Raw genomic sequence first — 21245 nt, 5'->3', positions numbered from 1 at the left:
TACGCTCCAGGGATAGGTTACGGACTCAAAACAGCCCCAGCGGTGCCGTGTCATAGCTGACTAACAGGTTTTTGGTCTGCTGGTACTGGTTGAGTGCCATTTTGTGTGTTTCGCGACCCACGCCGGACTGTTTGTAACCCCCAAAGGCAGCATGGGCCGGATAGATGTGGTAACAGTTGGTCCAGACGCGCCCGGCTTTGATGGCCCGCCCCATGCGGTAGGCTAAATTGCTGTCCCGCGTCCAGACGCCCGCTCCCAATCCAAACTGGGTTTCATTGGCAATACGCAAGGCTTCAGCCTCATCTTTGAAGGTGGTGATGCCGATAACCGGGCCAAAGATTTCCTCCTGAAAGCAGCGCATGCTATTGCTGCCTTTAATCAGCGTGGGCTGAATATAGAAACCGTTATCCAGTTCGGACGATATCAAGGCCCGCTCACCCCCGGTCAGGATCTCGCCCCCTTCGTTGCGGGCAATCTCAATATACGACAAAATTTTATCGAACTGCTGACGCGAAGCCTGGGCGCCAATCATCGTGTCGGTATCGAGCGGATCGCCGCGACGAATGGTGGCGACTTTGGCCATCACCCGCTCCATGAAAGGCGCGTAAACGGACTCATGGATTAGCGCACGTGACGGACAGGTACACACCTCGCCCTGATTAAAGAAGCCCAGCACCAGCCCTTCCACCGCCTTGTCAATAAAGTCCGGCTCGCCATTCATGATGTCGGCGAAGTAGATGTTCGGAGATTTCCCGCCCAGTTCCACGGTACAGGGAATAATATTTTCTGCGGCACAGGCCATGATATGACGTCCCACCGGCGTAGAACCGGTAAAGGCGATTTTGGCAATGCGTTTACTGGTTGCCAACGCTTCGCCCGCCTCGCGGCCGAAACCCTGTACCACGTTTAGCACGCCTGCAGGAAACAGGTCGCCGATCATCTCCATCAGCAGCGTAATGCCCAGCGGAGTTTGCTCCGCTGGCTTAAGCACCACACAGTTACCGGCAGCCAGGGCCGGCGCCAGCTTCCATGCGGCCATCAGCAACGGAAAATTCCAGGGAATAATTTGCCCCACCACGCCCAGCGGCTCATGAAAATGATAGGCCACGGTTTTTTCATCGATCTCGCCCGTGCTGCCCTCCTGCGCGCGCAGGCATCCTGCGAAGTAACGAAAATGGTCGGCCGCCAGCGGCAGATCGGCATTGAGCGTTTCCCGAATCGGTTTGCCGTTGTCCCAGCTTTCGGCCACGGCCAGGGTTTCGAGATTGGCATCAATGCGATCAGCCACCTGGAGCAGCAGATTAGATCGGGTTTGTACGGAGGTTTTTCCCCAGGCTTCTGCAGCCCGGTGCGCGGCATCCAGCGCTAAATCAATATCGCGCGCATCGGAACGAGGAAACCGGGCAATGTCACTGCCGTTGACGGGGGAGGTATTCATGAAGTACTCACCACTCAGCGGCTCGATAAATTTGCCATCAATGTAGTTGCCGTAGGCAGATTTAAACGTCACTAACGCACCAGGTGTGCCGGGATGGGCATAACGCATCGCAAACTCCTTCTGTAGGGTAGACAGACAGCGGCATGTTGATTTTTAACGGATAGCGCGCTGTCACCTGACGTTTGCAGGGCCTGTGCCAACTTCCCTTACGCGCTGAAAATCCAGATAAAAATAATAAAAATCAATCACCTGAATAGTAATCTCACAGGCATGCGTTGAGGACTAACCGGCTTTGATCCCGCTTTGTGTTGCAAATCGCAACACCGCTAAAACCAAAACGCTACAATCCCGCTACACTTTTCCGAGCCCACGAGGTCATTCATGCAGCACAAGGTTTCCGATGCTCTATTGCCCGCTATCGATAACAACCCCCTGCTGAGTGATTCCTGGCTACGCAGCCAGCTCTACGGACTGGATCGTTCGGCCGATGATTTTCCTCGCGTACGTCAGGCCGAGTTGACAGAGCTGGTGGCCAGTAATACTGACCTCCAGCAGTTTGCTCAGCCCGTCATGCACAAGCTGGCCCAGAAGGTGACGCAGATGCAGTCGGTGGTCATTCTGTCTGACGCGGCAGGCCGGGTGCTGCACACCTTTGGCGAGATGCAGGCGATGCAAAAAGCACAGCGTTTCGCCCTTGCCCCCGGCAACATCTGGAGCGAATGTGGCCGTGGCACCAACGCCATTGGTACGGCACTGGCGATAGACGACGGTTGTGAAATCGAGGGGAATCAACACTTCCTGACCCGCAACCAGGGGCTTTACTGTGCCGCCATGCCGCTGCAAATGCCCAACGGGCAGATTGCGGGGGTACTGGATGTCTCCGGCCCTGCGCATTTTTCCCATGCCCATACGTTTGCCTGGGTCAAACAGGCGGCACGGCACATTGAGTATCTGTGGGTTAAGCAGAGCCTGCATCCCCAACAATGGCTGATGAGCCTGCACAGCGACGCACACCGGCTAGACAGCCCGGATGAGCTGCTGCTGGTGTTTTCAGACAACGTGCTGACTGCCGCAAATCGGCTGGCCCTGCGTGAGCTTGGCCTGCACGCCGAACAGCTTGGCGTCATCACATTTCAGCAGCTGTTTCCTCACGGCGATCTGCGGGCCACCGCACTGCCAACGCCGGTGATGATCGGACCCCAGCCTTATTATTTTCGTCTGCGTGCGCCCACCCGAACCCGCTTCAGCGTAGCAGCAGGCCCTGCGCGTCCGCTGCCTTTCTCACTGCAACATGAGGGAGATAAAATGGTGCGGCTGCTGAATGCCGGCGTTTCATTATGCATTCGCGGGGAAACCGGCAGCGGAAAAGAGTACGTCAGCCGCGCGTTACATCAGCAAAGCCGCTGGCGGGAAGGAAAATTTGTGGCGATTAACTGCGCCGCGATTCCGGAATCCTTGATCGAATCTGAACTCTTTGGCTACCAGCCGGGGGCATTTACCGGCGCCAGCAAAAATGGCTACATCGGTAAAATCCGTGAGGCCGATGGCGGCGTCCTGTTTCTGGATGAGATCGGCGATATGCCACTGGCGCTGCAAACCCGGCTCTTACGCGTGCTACAGGAAAAAGAGGTCGCGCCGCTGGGATCCAGTCAGAGCTGGCCGGTTAACCTGGCCGTGATCAGCGCGACACATCGGGATCTGGCGCAACGCGTCGCACAGGGCGACTTCCGCGAGGATCTCCTGTACCGGCTGCAGGAATTTTCATTCACGATCCCGCCTCTACGTGACTGGTCTTCTCTTCCGGCGTTTATCACGCAACTCTGGGACGCGCTGGGCGGCGGCGCGCGTCAGATCGGCCTGTCTTCCGAAGTGCTGGCGACATTAACGCGCTATCCCTGGCCGGGCAACGTGCGCCAGCTACGCAGCCTGATGAAAGTCTTGCTGGCGCTGGCGGAAGATGGCGATAGCGTGGAGATCACGCATTTACCTGAGGAGTACCGCAGCGGCAACGCCGCGGCATCACCCGCGCGCCAGCAGCATGACGATCGTCTGATAAAAGCGACGTTGCAGCAGTTTAACGGCAACATCAGCAAAACGGCGCAGGCGCTCGGCGTTGCGCGCAGCACGCTGTATCGCCGCGCTGCACGCGAGAAGTGAGCTTAATCGCGGAAGTTTTTAAACTGGAATGGCTGGCCCAGATTTCCCCCGCGCACCAGCGCCATCGCCCCCTGCAGATCGTCACGTGACTTACCAGTGACGCGCAGGGATTCACCCTGAATCTGGGTCTGCACTTTCAGCTTGCTGTCTTTGATCAACTTCACCAGCTTCTTCGCCACATCGGCTTCAATGCCTTTTTTCATTTTGGCATCCAGGCTCCAGCTCTTGCCGCTGTGCTCAATTTCTTCCGGCACGTCCAGGGCCGCGCCTTCAATGCCGCGCTTAAGCATTTTTTCACGCAGAATATCGACCAGTTGCTTTACCTGAAAGTCAGATTCACTGATGACTTTAATGGTTTCATTTTTTTCATTGAGTTCGTAACTGGCGGTGACGTTACGAAAATCGAAACGGGTGGACAGTTCGCGGTTAGCGTTATCTACCGCATTGCGAACTTCCTGCATGTCGACTTCTGAAACGATATCGAAAGATGGCATCTCTTCTTCTCCTGAGGCTAAACTGGCATGCATAATACGCGTCTTAGGCCACTAAATAAAATCACGCTGTGCAGCGCTATACTTAACCCATTGTCACAGCGCATAAATAATACGCCCGCGAGCGGGAGGCAGCATGAAAATAACCGTATTAGGATGCGGCGCGCTAGGCCAGGTCTGGCTTACCGCCCTTGCCCATTCTGGACATGATGTACAGGGATGGCTGCGTGTCCCCCAGCCCTACTGTTCAGCCAACGTGATTGATCCTCTGGGTCGCGTGTCGAACCGGACCTTTATTGCCAACGATCCGCTGTTTCTGGCCCAGAGTCAGCTGCTGCTGGTCACGCTGAAAGCCCCCCAGGTTTCGACAGCCGTTAAAAATCTGGAGAGCGTGATGGCGGAAAACTGTCCCGTGCTGCTGCTGCATAACGGAATGGGGACGCTGGGGGAATTAAAGGGCCTGCGACAGCCGCTGTTGCGCGGCATTACCACCCACGCCGCCATGCGGGACGGAACGGTGATAAAACATGTCGCCAGCGGCGTCACGCATATTGGCCCCGGCAACCGCAAAAGCGAAGGCTGGAGCGCGATTGCCGACGTTCTACATGATGCACTGCCCGACGTCGCCTGGCATGACAATATCCGGGCCGCCTGCTGGCGCAAACTGGCGGTTAACTGCGTAATAAACCCGCTGAGCGTGGAGCACGATTGTCAAAACGGCGCGCTCCGCCAGTACAGCCGTGAAATACAAACCCTGTGCGATGAAATCAGTTGGGTGATGGAACGAGAAGGCCAGTCCGTTGACAGCCAGAGTCTGCAGGATCAGGTATTCGATGTGATAGAAACGACGGCGGCGAATACGTCGTCAATGCTGCAGGATATTCGCGCACAGCGGCTGACGGAAATTGAATACATCACCGGTTTCCTGCTGCGCCGGGCACGTACCCACGGCTTCGTGTTGACAGAAAACACGCGCCTGTATGACATGATTAAACGCAAGGAGTCTTTTTATGGGCGCGAACGCCTCAGTACTGGTCTGTCTGGCTCATGGCAGTGAAGAAATCGAAGCGGTCACCACGCTGGATCTGCTGGTACGTGGCGGGATAAAAACGGTTACCGCCAGCGTGGAAAGCGACGGCAGCCGTGAAATCCTCTGCTCGCGCGGGGTCCGCCTGCTGGCCGATGTCCCGCTGGTCGAGGTCGCGGATAACGCCTACGATGCCATTGTACTGCCCGGAGGATTGAAAGGCGCCGAGACGTTTCGCGACAGTCCGCTGCTGGTGGAAACCGTGCGGCAGTTTCATCTGACCGGGCGTATTGTTGCCGCCATCTGCGCCGCGCCTGGCACGGTGCTGGTGCCGCATAACCTGTTTCCCGTGGGAAATATGACGGGTTTCCCCGGTTTGAAATCCACCATACCGGATGATAAATGGATGGAGCGGCGCGTGGTGTGGGATCCGCGCGTCAATCTGTTAACCAGCCAGGGGCCGGGCAGCGCGATGGATTTTGCGCTGAAGTTAATCGATCTGTTAGTCGGCAGTGATAAAGCGCGGGAGGTTGCCGCTCAACTGGTAATGGCACCCGGCATTTACGATTACCAGGCCAGTTAAGATTCGGCGTCTGAAAAGCGGTACAGGTAGCACTGTGCCCGCTTCCCGGTCGGGTGCGCGGGCACAGCGTGCGTTTTAAGGGCGGTAAACTTTGACGTTTTTAAAGCCCTGCTCATGCAGATACAGCGCCTGAAGTTTACTCATCACGCCGCGATCGCAGTACAACAGCCAGGTTTTATTCTGATCGAGGTCGCCAAACTGGGTGCTGAGTTTGTAGAAAGGCATCGACTTCACCTCTGTTCCCACCAACTCAAGCGGTTTGTCTTCCTGCTCATCCACCGAACGGATATCCAGTACGCTGTCGTTTTCGTTCAGCAAGCCGACCGTTTCAACCTCGACCACTTCGTCCTGCGTTTGCTCGGCAATTTCGCGGATATCCACGTTGGTCGCTTCGGCCACCATGCGTTCCAGAATCGAGAAGTCAAAATGGCTTTCTTCAGCGTCGATTTTGCCCTTCACCGCTTTGACGGTTGGGCTTTTGGAAATCACACCGCAATATTCCGGCATGGTACTGGCAAAATCTTCGGTGCCGATCTCACGCGCGACCTTGATGATGTGCTCTTTATCATGGGAGATCAGCGGGCGCAGAATCAGCGTATCCGATGCATTGTCGATCAAACGCAGGTTGGTCAGGGTCTGACTGGAAACCTGTCCCAGCGCTTCACCGGTCACCAGCGCCTGAACGCCATAGCGTTCAGCGACCATCGACGCGGCGCGAACCATCATGCGCTTCAGTACCACGCCCATTTGGCCATCGTCGACTTTTTCTAAAATTTCGCCCACGACCGGTTCGAAGTTTATCGCGACAAAACGGACCCGATGTGAACGACCGAAACGGTTCCAGATATAATGCGCCACCTGACGCACGCCGATTTCGTGTGCGGCACCGCCAAGATTAAAGAAGCAGTAATGCACCCGGCAGCCGCGACGCATCAGCATGTAGCTCGACACGCCAGAGTCAAAGCCGCCCGAGATTAGCGACAGCACATCTTCCTGCGTGCCAATCGGGAAACCGCCCAGCCCCTCATAGCGCGCGGTCACCAGCGTTAAGCGGTTCTCTTCCACTTCGAGATTGACCGTCACCTCTGGCTTTTTAAGCTGCACCGTGGCGCTCTCGATGTGCTGATTCAGGCCACCGCCGACGTAGCGTTCCACATCCTGCGAACTAAAGCTGTGTTTGCCCCGGCGCTTAACACGCACGCAAAACGTTTTGTTTTCAAGAGCATCGCGGTACTGCGCCAGCGTCTGCTCAAAAATATGATGAATATCGGTATATTCACGCTCTTCCACCGCAAGGACATGGTGGATACCGGGGATGCGCATGAGCTCATCAGGAATAACCGTGCGCATGGCTTCATCTTTGCAGCGCACTTCAATATGATCCCAGTAACGGACGACCGCGATCTCGTCGCTGACGGTTTTAAGCACGTTGCGAATATTGCTGGCAAGAATCTTAATAAAGCGCAGGCGCACCGACTGACTCTTGATGGTGATTTCGGGAAATAACTTGACGATAAACTTCATGGCGATACAGCTTCGTTGGGCAAATAAGTGCTAAAACAGGCTGCACTTAGCTGGTAAGATCATAAAATTGCGGGCTGCCAGGCGCATCCGCATCCGAGGCGCGGAAGTATATCACCTTTACCTGGTGACTGCTTCTGCAACAGCATGCACATTGATTATTTTGCTAATCATTCTCTCTCAGCTACCATGACCGATTGCATGATAACGTTCCAACCGTGAGTCGATCCTAACTATGCCGAAAAAAGCCGAACAGCCAGCCAGCTTTGAAACGTCATTGCAGCAGCTGGAACAGATTGTCAGTCGTCTGGAAAGTGGTGAACTGCCGTTGGAAGAGGCCCTCAATGAATTTGAGCGCGGCGTGCAGCTGGCACGCAATGGCCAACAGACGCTGCAACAGGCCGAGCAGCGCGTTCGTATTTTACTCAGCGATGATAAAGACGCCGACCTCTCCTCTTTTACGCCGGAAAACAACTAATGGATTTTCCTGAACTGCTCGACGCTTATCACAGGCAAGTGAATCGTGCGTTGACGGGCTTATTAGACGCCCTGCCTTTTCAGAGTTCTCCTCTGGTGAATGCCATGCAGTATGGGGCATTATTAGGCGGCAAACGCCTGCGCCCGTTTCTGGTCTACGCCACCGGCGAGATGCTTCACGCCGACAAAGCGAGTCTGGATGCGCCCGCTGCAGCAGTTGAGTGTATTCATGCCTATTCACTGATTCATGACGATCTTCCTGCCATGGACGATGACGCTCTGCGTCGTGGGCAACCGACCTGCCATATTAAATATGGTGAAGATACCGCCATCCTTGCAGGCGATGCGCTGCAAACGCTGGCATTTTCTATCCTTGCCGACCAGCCCATGCCGGGCGTGAGCGCGGAATATCGGCTGGCCATGTTGTCAGAACTGGCAAAAGCCAGCGGCGTCGCGGGGATGTGCGGCGGTCAGGCACTGGATCTGGCGGCGGAGGGTCAGTCGGTGGGGCTTGCTCAACTTGAACAAATTCATCGTCATAAAACCGGTGCGTTGATCCGCGCGGCCGTTCGGCTTGGCGCGTTTGCCGCTGGCGAAAAAGGCCGCGAGGCGCTTCCGTATCTTGATCGCTATGCAGACGCTATCGGTCTGGCTTTTCAGGTGCAGGATGACATCCTGGATGTGACGGGTGACACAGCTGTCATCGGAAAACGCCAGGGTGCCGATCAAGATCTTGGAAAAAGCACCTATCCTTCACTGATGGGTCTGGATGATGCCCGCACTAAGGCACTGGATTTATATCAGGAAGCCGTCGATGCTTTGCACATGCTCTCTGCCAAATCCTATAACACCACAGCCTTGAAGGCGCTGGCGAGCTTCGTAATTGAACGCGATAAATAACTTCCATGATGAGTCACTGATGAGTTTTGATATTACAAAATACCCGACACTGGCGCAGGCAGAAACGGTTCAGGCGCTGCGAGCCCTGCCAAAAGAGAAATTGCCTGCGCTCTGCAGCGAGCTGCGCCAGTATTTATTAGACAGCGTGAGCCGCTCAAGCGGCCATTTTGCGTCGGGCCTGGGCGTGGTCGAGCTGACCGTGGCGCTGCATTACGTCTATAACACGCCGTTCGATCACCTGGTGTGGGACGTCGGTCATCAGGCTTATCCGCACAAAATTTTAACGGGACGCCGCGATCGCATTGGCTCTATTCGCCAAAAGAACGGTGTGCATCCGTTTCCCTGGCGCGGCGAGAGTGAATACGATGTGCTGAGCGTGGGCCACTCTTCGACCTCCATCAGTGCCGGACTGGGCATGGCTGCGGCGGCCGAACGTGAAGGCAAAGGCCGCCGCACGGCCTGCGTTATCGGTGATGGTGCCATTACTGCGGGCATGGCGTTTGAAGCCATGAACCATGCAGGCGATATCAAATCGGATATGCTCGTGATTCTGAATGACAATGAAATGTCGATTTCAGAGAACGTCGGGGCGCTGAACAACCGGCTGGCGCAGATCCTCTCGGGCAAAACCTATGCGCGTCTGCGTGAAGGCGGCAAGCGTGTTCTGACCGGCCTGCCGCCGATTAAAGAATTAGTGAAGCGTACCGAAGAGCATCTGAAAGGCATGGTTGTGCCCGGAACTCTGTTTGAAGAGCTGGGTTTTAACTATATCGGCCCGGTGGACGGCCATGATGTGCTGACGCTGGTAAATACGCTGAGTAATATGCGCAGCCTGAAAGGGCCACAGTTCCTGCATATTATGACCAAAAAGGGCAAAGGCTACGCGCCGGCAGAACAGGATCCTATTACCTGGCATGCTGTGCCGAAATTTGACGTCGCCAGCGGTGAGCTGCCAAAAAGCGCCGAAGGTTTGCCGAGCTACTCCAAAATTTTCGGCAACTGGCTGTGTGAGATGGCCGCTCACGATACGAAGCTGATGGCAATTACGCCTGCCATGCGTGAAGGTTCAGGCATGGTCGGTTTCTCTCGCAAATACCCCAACCAGTATTTTGACGTTGCCATTGCCGAACAGCACGCGGTGACCTTCGCCGCTGGCCTGGCGATTGGGGGCTACAAACCGGTGGTGGCCATCTACTCCACCTTCCTGCAGCGCGCCTACGATCAGGTCATCCACGACGTGGCAATTCAGAAACTGCCGGTGTTGTTTGCCATCGATCGCGGCGGCATCGTCGGCGCTGACGGGCAGACGCACCAGGGCGCGTTCGATCTCGCCTATCTGCGCTGCGTGCCGGACATGGTGATTATGACGCCAAGCGACGAGAATGAATGTCGCCAGATGCTGTATACCGGTTATCACTATCAGGATGGCCCGGCCGCGGTACGTTATCCGCGCGGTACCGGTACCGGTGCTGCGCTGACACCGCTGCAAAGCCTGCCGCTGGGTAAAGGCGTGGTAAAACGTCAGGGCGAAAAACTGGCCATCCTCAACTTCGGTACGCTGTTGCCGGAAGCGAGCAAGGTGGCGGAAGCGCTGAACGCAACGCTTGTGGACATGCGCTTCGTGAAACCGCTGGATACGTCACTGATCGCCGAACTGGCGGCCAGTCATGAGTCCCTGATTACGCTGGAAGAAGGCGCGATTAAAGGCGGCGCAGGCAGCGGCGTGAATGAGTTTGTCATGGCTAAACGCCTGGGCGTGCCCGTGCTGAATATCGGCCTGCCTGATGAGTTTATTCCGCCTGGTACTCAGGAAGAAATGCGCCACGACTACCAACTGGACATTGACGGTATTCAACAGCAGATCAGCCGCTGGCTGGCGCAGTAGGTCCCCTGCCCGCGCACTGTGGAGCGCGTCATTCCTGCTATGCTTAATCCCCTGGGTTAGACATAGCAGGAGTCTTCATGAAAACCATTCAATTAGCGAACACTGACTTAACGGTTTCCCGGCTTTGCCTGGGTTGTATGACCTTTGGGGAACCCGATCGCGGCAAGCACGCCTGGACACTTCCGGAAGAGAGCAGCCGTCCGCTCATCCAGCAGGCGCTGGAAGCAGGGATCAATTTTTTTGATACCGCGAACAGCTATTCTGACGGCAGTAGCGAGGAGATTGTGGGCCGGGCGCTCAAAGATTTTGCCCGACGTGATGAGGTGGTCGTTGCCACCAAAGTTTTCTTTCCCATGAGCAATCTCTCGCAGGGCTTATCTCGCCAGAACATTCTGCAATCTATCGACGACAGCCTGCAACGGCTGGATATGGAGTATGTCGATCTTCTGCAAATTCATCGCTGGGACTATGACACCCCGCTGGAAGAGACGCTGGAAGCCCTTGACGCAGTGGTGAAGTCTGGTAAAGCGCGCTACATCGGCGCCTCCTCAATGCATAGCCACCAGTTTGCTCAGGCCTTAGCCCTGCAGGACCAACAGGGCTGGGCACGCTTTGTCAGCATGCAGGATCAGTACAACCTGATTCAACGTGAAGAAGAGCGGGAGATGCACCCTTTGTGTCTGCGGGAAAACATTGCGGTATTGCCCTGGAGCCCCCTGGCACGCGGCAAACTGACCCGCCCCTGGGGAGAAACCACCGCACGATCCGTATCGGATGACGTCATTCCCTCGCTCTATGCCACAACCGAGGAGAACGACGCGATGATAGCCGAGCGCCTGGCACAGGTTGCGGCGGACAAAGGCGTGACGCGTGCGCAGGTGGCGCTGGCATGGTTACTCAGCAAACCCGCCGTCACCGCCCCAATCATCGGTGCTTCGCGCGCCGGGCAGTTCGCCGAGCTGGCTAATGCCGTCAATGTGGAACTGACCGGGGACGAGATCGCCCATCTGGAAGAGGCCTATCAACCGCACCCGGCAACGGGTTATCAGTAAGCGGGTTGTGAAGCGTTTTGCATGCGGCGCTATGCGCTGTCCGACAGGCAAAGCGGTAGACCGTTCCCGCAGGGGAACGGCCATCATGCTGAACGACGAAATGAGGGAGAACGGGCGGGGTTTTTCGCTGTAGAGGCCCGGTGTGGCAAGCTTAAGCGGCCAAAAAGACGCCCGTCGCGTACAGCATCGCCGCCGCGATAATACCGGCGATAATATCATCTACCATGATGCCCATACCGCCATGCACGTTACGATCGAACCAGCGAATCGGCCAGGGTTTCCAGATATCGAGCACGCGGAACAGAACAAAACCACTCACCACCCATTGCCAGCTGTTGACCGGAATCGCCATCAGGGTAATCCACATCCCGATAAACTCATCCCAGACAATGCTGCCGTGGTCATGCACGCCCATATCCTTGGCGGTGCGATGGCAAAGGTAAACGCCCACACTAATGCCCAGCAAGACCACCAGCGAGTAGAGATCATGGGGGAGCAAGGTCATGAGCCACCAAAACGGAATGGCGGCCAGCGATCCTACCGTTCCGGGCATAAACGGGCTCAGGCCGCTGCCGAAGCCGGTCGCCAGCAAATGCCAGGGATTGCGCAGGCGCAGGCGGCTTTTCGCAAGGGTTTTATCTGAGGTCAAAATGGTCGAATCCTTTATGACGGAATTCCGTGGGTTTACCGTTTTCCAGCAGTGACAGCCCTTCTGACTCCGGTGCCATCTGGCCAATGCAGGTATAAGGCACGCCAAGATGCCCCAGCGCCACATCCAGCGCGCCACGATTGACTTCCGGCACGCTAAAGCACAGCTCGTAATCTTCTCCGCCGCTGAGCGCCCAGCGCAGCACCTGTTCGGCATCAAAGTTTTCACGCAGTGCAGAAGAGAGCGGCAGCGCATCCAGATTCAACCGTGCACCACAGCCGCTGGCTTTCAGTACATGGCCAAGATCGGAGATGAGTCCATCCGATAAATCAATGGCGGATGACGCCAGGGAACGCAGCGACTGTCCCTGTAAAATGCGCGGCATTGGGCGCAGGTGGCGCTTGATCAGGGCTTCGTGTATCGCCGGATCGTCAATGCGGCAGTGATGCTGTAATAACGCCAGCCCGGCAGCGCTGTCGCCCAGCGTACCGGTCACGTAGATCCAGTCACCCGGCCTGGCGCCCGAGCGTTTCAGCGCCTTGCCGTGGGGAATCAAGCCATGAATCCCCAACGTGAGGCTGAGGGGGCCACGCGTGGTATCGCCGCCCACCAGCTGCATGTCGTAGTATTCCAGCAGGTCAAACAGGCTTTCGCTAAAGCTGCTGAGCCAGGTTTCATTCACGTCAGGCAAGGTCATGGCCAGCGTCAGCCAGGCAGGATCGGCTCCCATCGCGGCCAAATCGCTCAGGTTTACCGCCAGAGATTTATACGCTAAATCCGCAGGATGGATGGAAGACAGGAAATGGACGCCGGAAACCAGCGTATCGGTGCTGACCGCCAGCGTCTGTTTTTCGGGCACGCTAAGCAACGCGCAATCGTCGCCAATGCCGAGTTCGACATCACGGCGGCTACGCGTTCTGCGATTGAAGTAGCGTGCGATGAGTTCAAATTCACCACATGACATAATTGCGTTCCGCTTAACCATTAATGAAAAAGGCCGGCAAGCCGGCCTTATTGATTATTTGCGTTGGGGTCTGATTTGTGGACCGGCTTTATCCAGTACGCCGTTGACAAATTTATGGCTGTCTTCGGCACCAAACACTTTCGCCAGCTCAATACCTTCGTTGATGGCCACTTTATAGGGCACATCAGAACGCTTGCTCAATTCATACAGCGAAATACGCAGAATGGCTTTTTCAACCTGTCCCAGCTCTTCGAGCTGACGCGACAGATACGGCTTCATCAGGCCATCCAGGTACGCGCTGTTGGTCGCCACACCGGACAGCAGTTCGCGGAAATAGGTAATGTCGACGTCTTTGACGTCTTGTTCCGCCAGAAACTGGTATTCCACATCGGCAATGTCGTTGTTGGACAACTGCCAGGAGTAAAGCGCCTGGACAGCGCACTCACGGGCGCGACGACGAGCAGCAGGTTTCACAAAATTCCCCTTACAAAAATCAGGCTTTAATGGCTTTCAATACGTTGATCATTTCAAGCGCGGTCAGGGCCGCTTCGGCACCTTTATTACCCGCTTTCGTTCCAGCACGCTCAATGGCCTGCTCGATATTTTCAGTCGTCAGTACGCCAAATGCCACCGGAATATCACTGTCCATGGCAACGCTGGCAATACCGGAGCTGGCTTCACCTGCGACATATTCGAAGTGAGCAGTGCCACCACGAATTACGGTACCCAGCGCGATCACGGCGTCGTACTTGCCGGTTTTGGTCAGCGCACGGGCTGCCAGCGGCAGTTCATAAGCGCCTGGAACCCAGACGACGGTGATATTGTCATCGCTGACCTGGCCAATGCGCTTCAGGGCATCAACCGCGCCGTCTAACAGGCTGTCATTGATAAAGTTGTTAAAACGCGCGATAACGATGGCAATGTTTGCCTCAGGCGTTGCAACGGCAGCTTCGATAACTTTCATACATATCCTTTCAGGGGTTTGTTTGGCCCCGCGCAGGGGGGCGGATTCTAACATACTCTTTGGCGGCGTGCTCTCGCTTTTCCGCCTCCGTTATTGCGGTGTCAGCGTCAGGCGCACATCATCGCCGACCTGACGGAGATCGCGAAAGGCAAAGACCGGCGCATCGGCCAACTGCGTTAACCCCGCAAGCTGGCACAGGCCACGCGCGTCATTGCCCAGTAATTTCGGCGCAACATACACAATCAGCTCATCCACCAGTCCGGCCTGAATCAGCGCGCCCGCGAGCGTCGCGCCGGCTTCCACCCAGACGCTGTTAATCTGCCGCTGGCCCAGCACCATCATCAGCGCCACTAAATCCAGCTGGCTGTCGCGCAGTGGAACAGGAATCTGCGTCACCGTTTCCGGCCAGTGCCGATCGTCGACCTGCTGGCGCATCAGCCAGGTTTCGCCTAATTGTTCAATAAGTTTGTGGTGCGGCGTTACGCGATTCTGGCTATCGACGATCACTCTTACCGGCTGACGTAGCTCGGCTTCATCCACCAGGCGCTGACTTTCGCTGTCCAGTTCTGACCAGCGCACCGTTAACGAGGGATTATCCGCCAGTACGGTTGCACTGCTGCTGAGGATGGCGGAACTCTGGGCGCGCAGCCGCTGCACGTCGCGCCGGGCCGCCGGCGAGGTGATCCACTGGCTTTCCCCACTGGCCATGGCGGTGCGGCCGTCCAGCGAGGCACCCAGTTTTAACTGTATCCAGGGAAAGCCGGTACGCATGCGTTTCAGAAAACCACGGTTCAGGGCTTCCGCTTCCTGCATCATCAGCCCGTGGCTGACCTCAATGCCCGCCTGATGCAGGCGGTGTAATCCCCGTCCGGCTACCTGCGGATTGGGATCCTGCATGGCCGCCACCACGCGGGTTACACCTGCGGCAATTAATGCATCACAACAGGGCGGCGTGCGCCCGTGGTGACTGCAGGGTTCCAGCGTCACATAGGCGGTTGCGCCACGTGCGCGGTCCCCCGCCATACGTAACGCGTGCACTTCCGCATGGGGTTCCCCGGCGCGCTGATGCCAGCCTTCCCCAACAATCTGACCGTCACGCACAATGACGCAGCCTACATTGGGATTGGGTGTGGTGGTAAAACGGCCGCGGCGCGCCAACTCCAGCGCGCGCGCCATATAGCGTTCATCGGTCATGATTTAATCCTGTAATCTGGCAATCTCTTCGCCAAAATCACGCACGTCCTCAAAGCTGCGGTAAACAGAAGCAAAGCGGATATAGGCTACCTTATCGAGCTTCTTCAGCTCGTCCATCACCAGGTTGCCAATCAGCTTGCTGGGGATTTCACGTTCTCCTGTCGCCCGCAGTTGGGTTTTAATATGGCTTACCGCACTCTCAACGGCATCCGCACTGACCGGACGCTTCTCCAGCGCTTTCATCATGCCGCTGGCCAGCTTGTCTTCATTGAAAGGCTCACGCACGTCGTTGCTTTTCACCACGCGCGGCATCACCAGTTCAGCCACTTCAAACGTAGTGAAACGCTCATGGCACACCAGACATTGACGACGGCGCCGCACTGACGAACCCTCACTAACCAGACGAGAATCAATCACTTTAGTGTCTACAGCGGAGCAGAATGGGCAATGCATGACGTTTCCTGACACGAGATAAATGGGTTATACAGTGTAGCGCGAACTGCAGGTCAACAAAATCGATTCCCGTGCTTTCCCCTGCCTGCCTCACAGCCTGAGCGGGCAACAGGCCAGCGACGTTAAACAGCACGACACTTACAGAGCCGCAGGCGGGATGTGGTGAGCACACCGCCAGCCTCCCTCACCAGAGACACCGGCACACACACAGGAACGCGTGAACGGGCCGTAACAGCTTCAGCGCATTACGGCAGCAGCCTTTGCCTGAGCGGGACAACGGGAGAAGGCTGACTCGGCTCCCCTGCCGTTCAGACAATTCCGTTAACGAACAAACCGCCGTCTGGCCGCTCAGGACAGGCTTGACGACATCGCTAACCTGGAAGATAACGTGCTGTTGGCCCTTTCAGGTTACCCAGGCGAAACCGGACAGAGCCATGCCATGAATATTAATGAAACACAGAAGCCACACCGGATAACCTTCACCCGGACAGTTTCTGGCCATTTCTTTATAACGGATAAGGATAAATAATGATCAGGATGGTTTGGGCCCCCGCCGCCCTCTCACTGATGCTGTTGAGCGGTTGCAGCACAACGGCCGGGCAGCCACAGGTTAAACAACTTCATCAGGAAGTTAGTCAGTTGAACCAGCAGATGCAGCGGCTTACCAGCCAGGCAAGCGCGGTGGAGATTCAGGGGCAGCTTAACGGACATTCGCAACAGGGTGCCTGGTTATTACCTCAGGCCAATACGCCCGTTGAATTACAAACCCAGGCCGGCACGCTTCGCTTGTCTTTATCGCGTGTTGAGGCTGAAGCCAACGGCTCACGCGCTAACCTGACCCTACAGACGCGGGATAATACGCCGCTGCCGGGGCTGGAGGCTACCGTAGTCTGGGGCCAGCTCGATCCCGCGACCGGTAAACCGCTTGAGGCCGACAGCCTGACGCAAACCATCCGGATTCCCGCCTCGCTGACGCCACGCAGTTCGGTCATTGTGCCGTTGCGCCTGGGCGGTATTACGCCGGACCAGCTTGGCTATGTGCGGATTCATCAGGTACTGGCCAAAACGGCTGTACCCACACCATAAAGACAAAAAAAAGCCGCCAGTTGTCTGAACTGGCGGCTTTTTTATCATGCAACGATTACGGCAGGATTGAAGGCTGATCTGCGCCCTCTTTCTCCACTTTCTGTACCAGCATGTGTTCGCGTTTCATGCCCAGCTTCAACGCCAGTGCTGAAGAGACGTAGATCGACGAAATCGTACCAATGGTGACACCGATCAGCATGGTCAGCGAGAAGCCTTTCAGCAGCGCACCACCAAAGATGAACAGGATCAGGATCATCGCCAGCGTCGTCAGCGAGGTGATCAAGGTACGGCTCAACGTCTGGGTCAGGGACACGTTGGTAATGTCGTAAGAAGAGCCGCGACGAATTTTGCGGAAGTTCTCACGAATACGGTCCGAAACCACGATTTTATCGTTAAGCGAGTAACCGATAACCGACATCAGCGAGGCCACGATGGTGAGGTCGACTTCAACCCGGAACAGCGACAGCAGTCCACAGGTGATGATCACGTCGTGCGCCAGCGCCAGCACCGTACCCAGCGCCAGGCGCCACTCAAAGCGAATACCGATGTAGATCAGGATCGCAATCAGTGCCGACAGCAGAGCCAACGCTCCGGCCTGCGCCAGATCGCTACCCACGCTCGGTCCAACAAACTCGATACGTTTTACCGTGGCGTTTTGCTGGGTGGTCTGGTTAATCACCGTGACCACTTTGTTGCCTAACTCTGTGCCTGCAGGCCCCGTGACAGGCGGCATACGCACCATCACGTCGCGGCTGCTACCAAAGTTCTGGATCAGCGGCTCCTGAAAGCCCGCCTTGACCAGCTCGGCACGGATCGTGTCGAGGTCAGCGGGTTTTTCCAGGTTGATCTCAATCACCGTACCGCCGGTGAAATCGAGACCCCAGTTAAAACCACGTACGCCAACAATGGCAATCGAGATGATGATTAACAGTCCCGAAATGATAAATGCCAGCGTATCCCAGCGCATAAAGTCGACGACTTTACGGCCATGGTTTAACTGCTCAATGTTATATTCCTGTGCCACAACGCACTCCTCAGATAGACAGCTTTTTGATGCGCTTGCCACCGTACATCAGGTTAATGATGGCGCGGGTACCGACAATCGATGTGAACATTGAGGTCGCAATACCAATAGCCGTTGTAATCGCAAAGCCCTTAATGGAACCCGTACCGATCGCATACAGAATCACCACTTTGATCAGGGTGGTGACGTTAGCATCGACAATACTGGAGAAGGCGCCTTTGTAGCCCTCATGAATTGCCTGCTGCACGCTACGCCCGTTACGCAGTTCTTCTTTAATACGCTCGTTGATCAGTACGTTGGCATCGACCGCCACCGCCAGCGTCAGCACGATACCGGCAATGCCAGGCATCGTCAGCGTGGCGCCCGGCAGCAGTGACATGATACCGACAATCAGTACCAGGTTTGCCAGCAGTGCGCTGGTGGCAATCAGGCCAACTTTCTTGTAGTACAGCACCATAAACAGGATAGAGGCGACCAGGCCCCACAGGCAGGCTTCCAGACCCTGAGTAATGTTCTGCTGCCCCATCGTTGGACCAATAGTCCGCTCTTCCACAATCTGGATAGGCGCAATCAGCGCACCGGCACGCAGCAGCAGCGACAGCTGACGTGCTTCGTTCGGGTTACTGATACCGGTGATGCGGAAGCTGTTACCCAGGCGAGACTGAATATTGGCGACGTTGATCACCTCTTCCTGTTTCACCAGAATGGCACGACCGTTAGCATCTTTCTTGCCGCTGTCTTTGTACTCCACAAACAGGGTCGCCATCGGCTTACCGATGTTGTCCTTGGTGAAGTTAGACATGATATTACCGCCCGCGCCGTCCAGTGAAATGTTCACCTGAGGCTGGTTGTACTCATCCATGCTGGATGTGGAATCGGTAATGTGGTCACCGGTCAGGATCACGCGTTTATAGAGCACCACAGGGCGTCCATCACGCATGTCTTTCACTTCAGAATCACCCGGTACACGGCCGCTGGCAGCGGCGGTAGGATCCACGCTGGTGTTAACCAGACGGAATTCCAGCGTCGCCGTCGCACCTAAAATTTCTTTGGCGCGCGCGGTGTCCTGAATACCTGGCAGTTCAACCACGATGCGGTCAGAACCCTGACGCTGTACCAGCGGTTCTGCAACACCCAGTTGGTTTACACGGTTACGCAGGATAGTAATGTTCTGCTGAACTGCATATTCACGTGCTTCGCTGAGGCGGGCATCGGTCATGGTGGCGCGCAGGGCATCATCGCCACTGCTGTTAATGACGAGATCCTGATGACGCGAGGATAGCCACTTAACCGCAGCATCGCGGCTGGCTGCGTCACGGAAACGAATTTCCACGCCGTAGTTAGCAATCTTGTTGACGTTGGTATAAGGGATATTCTTTTCGCGCAGGTCGCTGCGCAGGCTGTCAGCATTCTGCTCTTGCAGTTTGCTCAGGGCAGTGTCCATATCCACTTCCATCAGGAAGTGCACACCACCACGCAGATCGAGGCCAAGCTTCATGGGCTGTGCCGCCAGCAGCGTCAGCCAGCGCGGCGTGGCCGGTGCAAGGTTAAGCGCGACCACATAGTTTTCGCCCAGCGCTTTCATGATCGCTTCGCGGGCACGCAGTTGCACATCCGTATTGGCAAAACGCGCGGTAATCGCGCCATTTTCCAGCGCAACAGACTTACTTTGAATATTGTCTTGTTTTAATACGTTCTGAATTTGATCCAACGTTTGCTCACTGGCGGCGCTTCCGCGCGCGCCAGTGATCTGAACAGCCGGATCCTCACCATAAAGGTTGGGAAGTGCATACACCAGGCCAATGACAAGCACCACGACCAGCATTATGTACTTCCACAAAGGATAACGATTTAACACGGCAGTTCCCTTAGGGAAGTAAAAATTACAGCGCCTTCATAGAACCTTTCGGCAGGACGGCAGCCACGAAATCACGTTTAATAACCACTTCAGTAGTGTCGTTCAGCGCAATCGCAATGTAGCCGGTTTCTGCCACTTTGGTTACGCGACCCACCAGGCCACCATTCGTCAGGACTTCATCACCTTTGGAGATAGAATCCATCAGCTTCTTATGCTCTTTTGCACGCTTCTGCTGCGGGCGCAGGATCATGAAGTAAAAGATCAGGCCGAAGACGACCAGCATGATCACCAGAGAATACGGACTTCCCTGAGACGGTGCGCCTGCTGCAGCCACAGCGTCAGAAATGAAAAAGCTCATTAAATTTCCCTCATTGATGAATTATCAGACGTTAAAGGCGGAACCGCTTTGCCCGTCCGTTGGTAGAACTCGCTAACAAAGCGCTCTAATTTACCCTCTTCGATAGCCTGGCGTAAACCCGCCATCAGACGCTGGTAGTAGCGCAGGTTATGAATCGTGTTGAGACGCGCGCCCAGTATTTCGTTACAGCGATCAAGATGATGCAAGTACGCGCGGCTGTAATTGCGACAGGTGTAACAATCGCACTCTGCATCCAGCGGCGAAACATCATCTTTATGCTTGGCATTGCGAATTTTTACCACGCCATCGGTCACAAATAAGTGGCCATTGCGCGCATTGCGCGTTGGCATGACGCAGTCAAACATATCCACGCCGCGACGTACGCCCTCAACCAGATCCTCAGGTTTACCCACGCCCATCAGGTAACGCGGTTTATCCGCTGGGATCTGCGGGCAAACATGCTCAAGGATACGGTGCATATCCTCTTTCGGTTCACCGACCGCCAGGCCGCCCACAGCGTACCCATCAAAGCCGATCTCTACCAGACCTTTCACAGAGACATCACGTAAATCTTCGTAAACCGAACCCTGAATAATGCCAAACAGCGCATTTTTGTTACCCAGGCTGTCAAAACGGTCGCGACTGCGTTGTGCCCAGCGCAGAGACATCTCCATGGAGCGCTTGGCATAATCCCAGTCCGCCGGGTACGGCGTGCACTCATCAAAGATCATCACGATGTCCGATCCCAGGTCGTACTGGATCTCCATCGATTTTTCCGGATCGAGGAAGATAGAATCGCCGTTGATCGGGTTGCGGAAATGGACGCCGGCTTCGGTGATCTTACGAATATCGCCCAGGCTGAAGACCTGGAAGCCGCCGGAATCGGTCAGAATAGGGCCTTTCCACTGCATAAAATCATGCAAATCGCCGTGCAGCTTCATGATTTCCTGGCCGGGACGCAGCCAGAGGTGGAAGGTGTTGCCCAAAATAATTTGCGCGCCGGTTTCCTGCACTTCTTCCGGCGTCATGCCCTTCACGGTGCCATAGGTGCCCACGGGCATAAAGGCCGGGGTTTCCACCACGCCACGATCGAAAATCAGACGACCGCGACGCGCGCGACCGTCTGTGGTATCAAGCTCAAATTTCACAAGACCTCCATCGGAG

At 55.9% G+C, this 21245-nt stretch carries 21 protein-coding genes; 8 read left to right on the top strand and 13 right to left on the bottom strand.

Translation table 11 applies throughout. From position 1 onward, the window contains the following. Positions 1 to 25: 25 nt before the first annotated feature. Complete coding sequence (locus QLG08_RS11095) at positions 26 to 1546, bottom strand: aldehyde dehydrogenase family protein (protein WP_013024874.1); 1521 nt, start codon at positions 1544 to 1546, stop codon at positions 26 to 28. A 273-nt stretch (positions 1547 to 1819) separates the two neighbouring features. Here QLG08_RS11095 and QLG08_RS11090 point away from each other — a divergent pair, with 273 nt between their 5' ends. Then, a complete protein-coding gene (locus QLG08_RS11090) occupies positions 1820 to 3595 on the top strand; it encodes a sigma-54-dependent Fis family transcriptional regulator (RefSeq protein WP_029568490.1) in 1776 nt (591 codons plus the stop codon). Between the two features lie 2 nt (positions 3596 to 3597). Here the strand turns inward: QLG08_RS11090 and QLG08_RS11085 are convergent, their stop codons facing one another. Then, a complete protein-coding gene (locus tag QLG08_RS11085) occupies positions 3598 to 4089 on the bottom strand; it encodes a YajQ family cyclic di-GMP-binding protein (protein WP_014606447.1) in 492 nt (163 codons plus the stop codon). Between the two features lie 133 nt (positions 4090 to 4222). Here QLG08_RS11085 and panE point away from each other — a divergent pair, with 133 nt between their 5' ends. Beyond that, positions 4223 to 5143: a 2-dehydropantoate 2-reductase gene (gene panE / locus QLG08_RS11080; RefSeq protein WP_013024871.1), complete on the top strand. Its 921-nt coding sequence runs from the start codon at positions 4223 to 4225 to the stop codon at positions 5141 to 5143. Then, positions 5097 to 5696, top strand: coding sequence for a protein deglycase YajL (gene yajL, locus QLG08_RS11075; RefSeq protein WP_207806373.1), 600 nt, complete (start codon positions 5097 to 5099; stop codon positions 5694 to 5696). Before panE ends, yajL begins: the two co-directional genes overlap by 47 nt. Before the next feature lie 75 nt (positions 5697 to 5771). Here yajL and thiI read toward each other — a convergent pair whose 3' ends face one another. Next, complete coding sequence (gene thiI / locus QLG08_RS11070) at positions 5772 to 7220, bottom strand: tRNA uracil 4-sulfurtransferase ThiI (protein WP_013024869.1); 1449 nt, start codon at positions 7218 to 7220, stop codon at positions 5772 to 5774. 232 nt (positions 7221 to 7452) lie between these two features. On the opposite strand from thiI, the gene xseB reads away from it, so the two are divergent. The 4 genes from xseB (at position 7453) to QLG08_RS11050 (ending at position 11531) form a co-directional block, all read left to right on the top strand. Beyond that, a complete protein-coding gene (gene xseB, locus QLG08_RS11065; RefSeq protein ID WP_013024868.1) occupies positions 7453 to 7695 on the top strand; it encodes an exodeoxyribonuclease VII small subunit in 243 nt (80 codons plus the stop codon). Continuing rightward, positions 7695 to 8594 carry a (2E,6E)-farnesyl diphosphate synthase gene (ispA, locus tag QLG08_RS11060; RefSeq protein ID WP_014593071.1) on the top strand — a complete coding sequence of 300 codons (900 nt, stop codon included), beginning with the start codon at positions 7695 to 7697 and terminating at the stop codon, positions 8592 to 8594. Before xseB ends, ispA begins: the two co-directional genes overlap by 1 nt. 19 nt (positions 8595 to 8613) lie before the next feature. Then, positions 8614 to 10479 (top strand): 1-deoxy-D-xylulose-5-phosphate synthase, encoded by a 1866-nt coding sequence (gene dxs / locus QLG08_RS11055; protein WP_014593070.1) that lies wholly within the window; start codon positions 8614 to 8616, stop codon positions 10477 to 10479. Between the two features lie 77 nt (positions 10480 to 10556). Continuing rightward, positions 10557 to 11531, top strand: a complete 975-nt coding sequence (locus QLG08_RS11050; protein ID WP_028714886.1) for an aldo/keto reductase — start codon at positions 10557 to 10559, stop codon at positions 11529 to 11531. A gap of 151 nt (positions 11532 to 11682) precedes the next feature. Here the strand turns inward: QLG08_RS11050 and pgpA are convergent, their stop codons facing one another. The 6 genes from pgpA to nrdR all read right to left on the bottom strand — a co-directional run bounded on the left by pgpA (position 11683) and on the right by nrdR (position 15755). Further along, the gene (gene pgpA, locus QLG08_RS11045) at positions 11683 to 12180 is read right to left on the bottom strand and encodes a phosphatidylglycerophosphatase A (protein WP_013024863.1); all 498 of its coding nucleotides are present in this window, start codon (positions 12178 to 12180) and stop codon (positions 11683 to 11685) included. After that, complete coding sequence (gene thiL / locus QLG08_RS11040) at positions 12167 to 13144, bottom strand: thiamine-phosphate kinase (protein WP_014606449.1); 978 nt, start codon at positions 13142 to 13144, stop codon at positions 12167 to 12169. Before thiL ends, pgpA begins: the two co-directional genes overlap by 14 nt. A 54-nt stretch (positions 13145 to 13198) precedes the next feature. Beyond that, on the bottom strand, positions 13199 to 13618 hold the full coding sequence (gene nusB, locus QLG08_RS11035) for a transcription antitermination factor NusB (RefSeq protein ID WP_014593065.1): 420 nt from the start codon (positions 13616 to 13618) through the stop codon (positions 13199 to 13201). Positions 13619 to 13637: 19 nt separating this feature from the next. Then, on the bottom strand, positions 13638 to 14108 hold the full coding sequence (gene ribE, locus QLG08_RS11030) for a 6,7-dimethyl-8-ribityllumazine synthase (protein ID WP_014593064.1): 471 nt from the start codon (positions 14106 to 14108) through the stop codon (positions 13638 to 13640). A gap of 90 nt (positions 14109 to 14198) precedes the next feature. Continuing rightward, the gene (gene ribD, locus QLG08_RS11025) at positions 14199 to 15302 is read right to left on the bottom strand and encodes a bifunctional diaminohydroxyphosphoribosylaminopyrimidine deaminase/5-amino-6-(5-phosphoribosylamino)uracil reductase RibD (RefSeq protein ID WP_019106645.1); all 1104 of its coding nucleotides are present in this window, start codon (positions 15300 to 15302) and stop codon (positions 14199 to 14201) included. 3 nt (positions 15303 to 15305) lie between these two features. Then, positions 15306 to 15755: a transcriptional regulator NrdR gene (gene nrdR / locus QLG08_RS11020; protein WP_006117986.1), complete on the bottom strand. Its 450-nt coding sequence runs from the start codon at positions 15753 to 15755 to the stop codon at positions 15306 to 15308. 528 nt (positions 15756 to 16283) lie between these two features. On the opposite strand from nrdR, the gene QLG08_RS11015 reads away from it, so the two are divergent. Beyond that, positions 16284 to 16841 (top strand): DUF3251 domain-containing protein, encoded by a 558-nt coding sequence (locus QLG08_RS11015; protein WP_013024857.1) that lies wholly within the window; start codon positions 16284 to 16286, stop codon positions 16839 to 16841. Between the two features lie 55 nt (positions 16842 to 16896). Here the strand turns inward: QLG08_RS11015 and secF are convergent, their stop codons facing one another. The 4 genes from secF to tgt are packed head-to-tail and all read right to left on the bottom strand — an operon-like array spanning position 16897 to position 21229. Further along, positions 16897 to 17865 (bottom strand): protein translocase subunit SecF, encoded by a 969-nt coding sequence (gene secF / locus QLG08_RS11010; RefSeq protein ID WP_014606451.1) that lies wholly within the window; start codon positions 17863 to 17865, stop codon positions 16897 to 16899. A 10-nt stretch (positions 17866 to 17875) separates the two neighbouring features. Next, positions 17876 to 19723, bottom strand: a complete 1848-nt coding sequence (gene secD, locus QLG08_RS11005; RefSeq protein WP_013024855.1) for a protein translocase subunit SecD — start codon at positions 19721 to 19723, stop codon at positions 17876 to 17878. 25 nt (positions 19724 to 19748) lie between these two features. Further along, positions 19749 to 20081: a preprotein translocase subunit YajC gene (yajC, locus tag QLG08_RS11000; protein ID WP_006117993.1), complete on the bottom strand. Its 333-nt coding sequence runs from the start codon at positions 20079 to 20081 to the stop codon at positions 19749 to 19751. Further along, a complete protein-coding gene (gene tgt / locus QLG08_RS10995) occupies positions 20081 to 21229 on the bottom strand; it encodes a tRNA guanosine(34) transglycosylase Tgt (RefSeq protein WP_013024854.1) in 1149 nt (382 codons plus the stop codon). Before tgt ends, yajC begins: the two co-directional genes overlap by 1 nt. Positions 21230 to 21245: the final 16 nt, after the last annotated feature.

Source organism: Pantoea sp. V106_11, from assembly GCF_029967885.1.
In the GTDB taxonomy this organism is placed as follows: Bacteria; Pseudomonadota; Gammaproteobacteria; order Enterobacterales; family Enterobacteriaceae; genus Pantoea; species Pantoea ananatis.
The sequence above is the reverse complement of the archived record's forward strand: the minus strand, read 5'-3'. Positions and strand labels throughout refer to the sequence as shown.

Coding starts and splice junctions, on each gene's coding strand:
- QLG08_RS11095 (WP_013024874.1), bottom strand. CDS start 1,546: ATGCGTTATGCCCATCCCGGCACACCTGGTGCGTTAGTGACGTTTAAA.
- QLG08_RS11090 (WP_029568490.1), top strand. CDS start 1,820: ATGCAGCACAAGGTTTCCGATGCTCTATTGCCCGCTATCGATAACAAC.
- QLG08_RS11085 (WP_014606447.1), bottom strand. CDS start 4,089: ATGCCATCTTTCGATATCGTTTCAGAAGTCGACATGCAGGAAGTTCGC.
- panE (WP_013024871.1), top strand. CDS start 4,223: ATGAAAATAACCGTATTAGGATGCGGCGCGCTAGGCCAGGTCTGGCTT.
- yajL (WP_207806373.1), top strand. CDS start 5,097: ATGGGCGCGAACGCCTCAGTACTGGTCTGTCTGGCTCATGGCAGTGAA.
- thiI (WP_013024869.1), bottom strand. CDS start 7,220: ATGAAGTTTATCGTCAAGTTATTTCCCGAAATCACCATCAAGAGTCAG.
- xseB (WP_013024868.1), top strand. CDS start 7,453: ATGCCGAAAAAAGCCGAACAGCCAGCCAGCTTTGAAACGTCATTGCAG.
- ispA (WP_014593071.1), top strand. CDS start 7,695: ATGGATTTTCCTGAACTGCTCGACGCTTATCACAGGCAAGTGAATCGT.
- dxs (WP_014593070.1), top strand. CDS start 8,614: ATGAGTTTTGATATTACAAAATACCCGACACTGGCGCAGGCAGAAACG.
- QLG08_RS11050 (WP_028714886.1), top strand. CDS start 10,557: ATGAAAACCATTCAATTAGCGAACACTGACTTAACGGTTTCCCGGCTT.
- thiL (WP_014606449.1), bottom strand. CDS start 13,144: ATGTCATGTGGTGAATTTGAACTCATCGCACGCTACTTCAATCGCAGA.
- ribE (WP_014593064.1), bottom strand. CDS start 14,108: ATGAAAGTTATCGAAGCTGCCGTTGCAACGCCTGAGGCAAACATTGCC.
- ribD (WP_019106645.1), bottom strand. CDS start 15,302: ATGACCGATGAACGCTATATGGCGCGCGCGCTGGAGTTGGCGCGCCGC.
- nrdR (WP_006117986.1), bottom strand. CDS start 15,755: ATGCATTGCCCATTCTGCTCCGCTGTAGACACTAAAGTGATTGATTCT.
- QLG08_RS11015 (WP_013024857.1), top strand. CDS start 16,284: ATGATCAGGATGGTTTGGGCCCCCGCCGCCCTCTCACTGATGCTGTTG.
- yajC (WP_006117993.1), bottom strand. CDS start 20,081: ATGAGCTTTTTCATTTCTGACGCTGTGGCTGCAGCAGGCGCACCGTCT.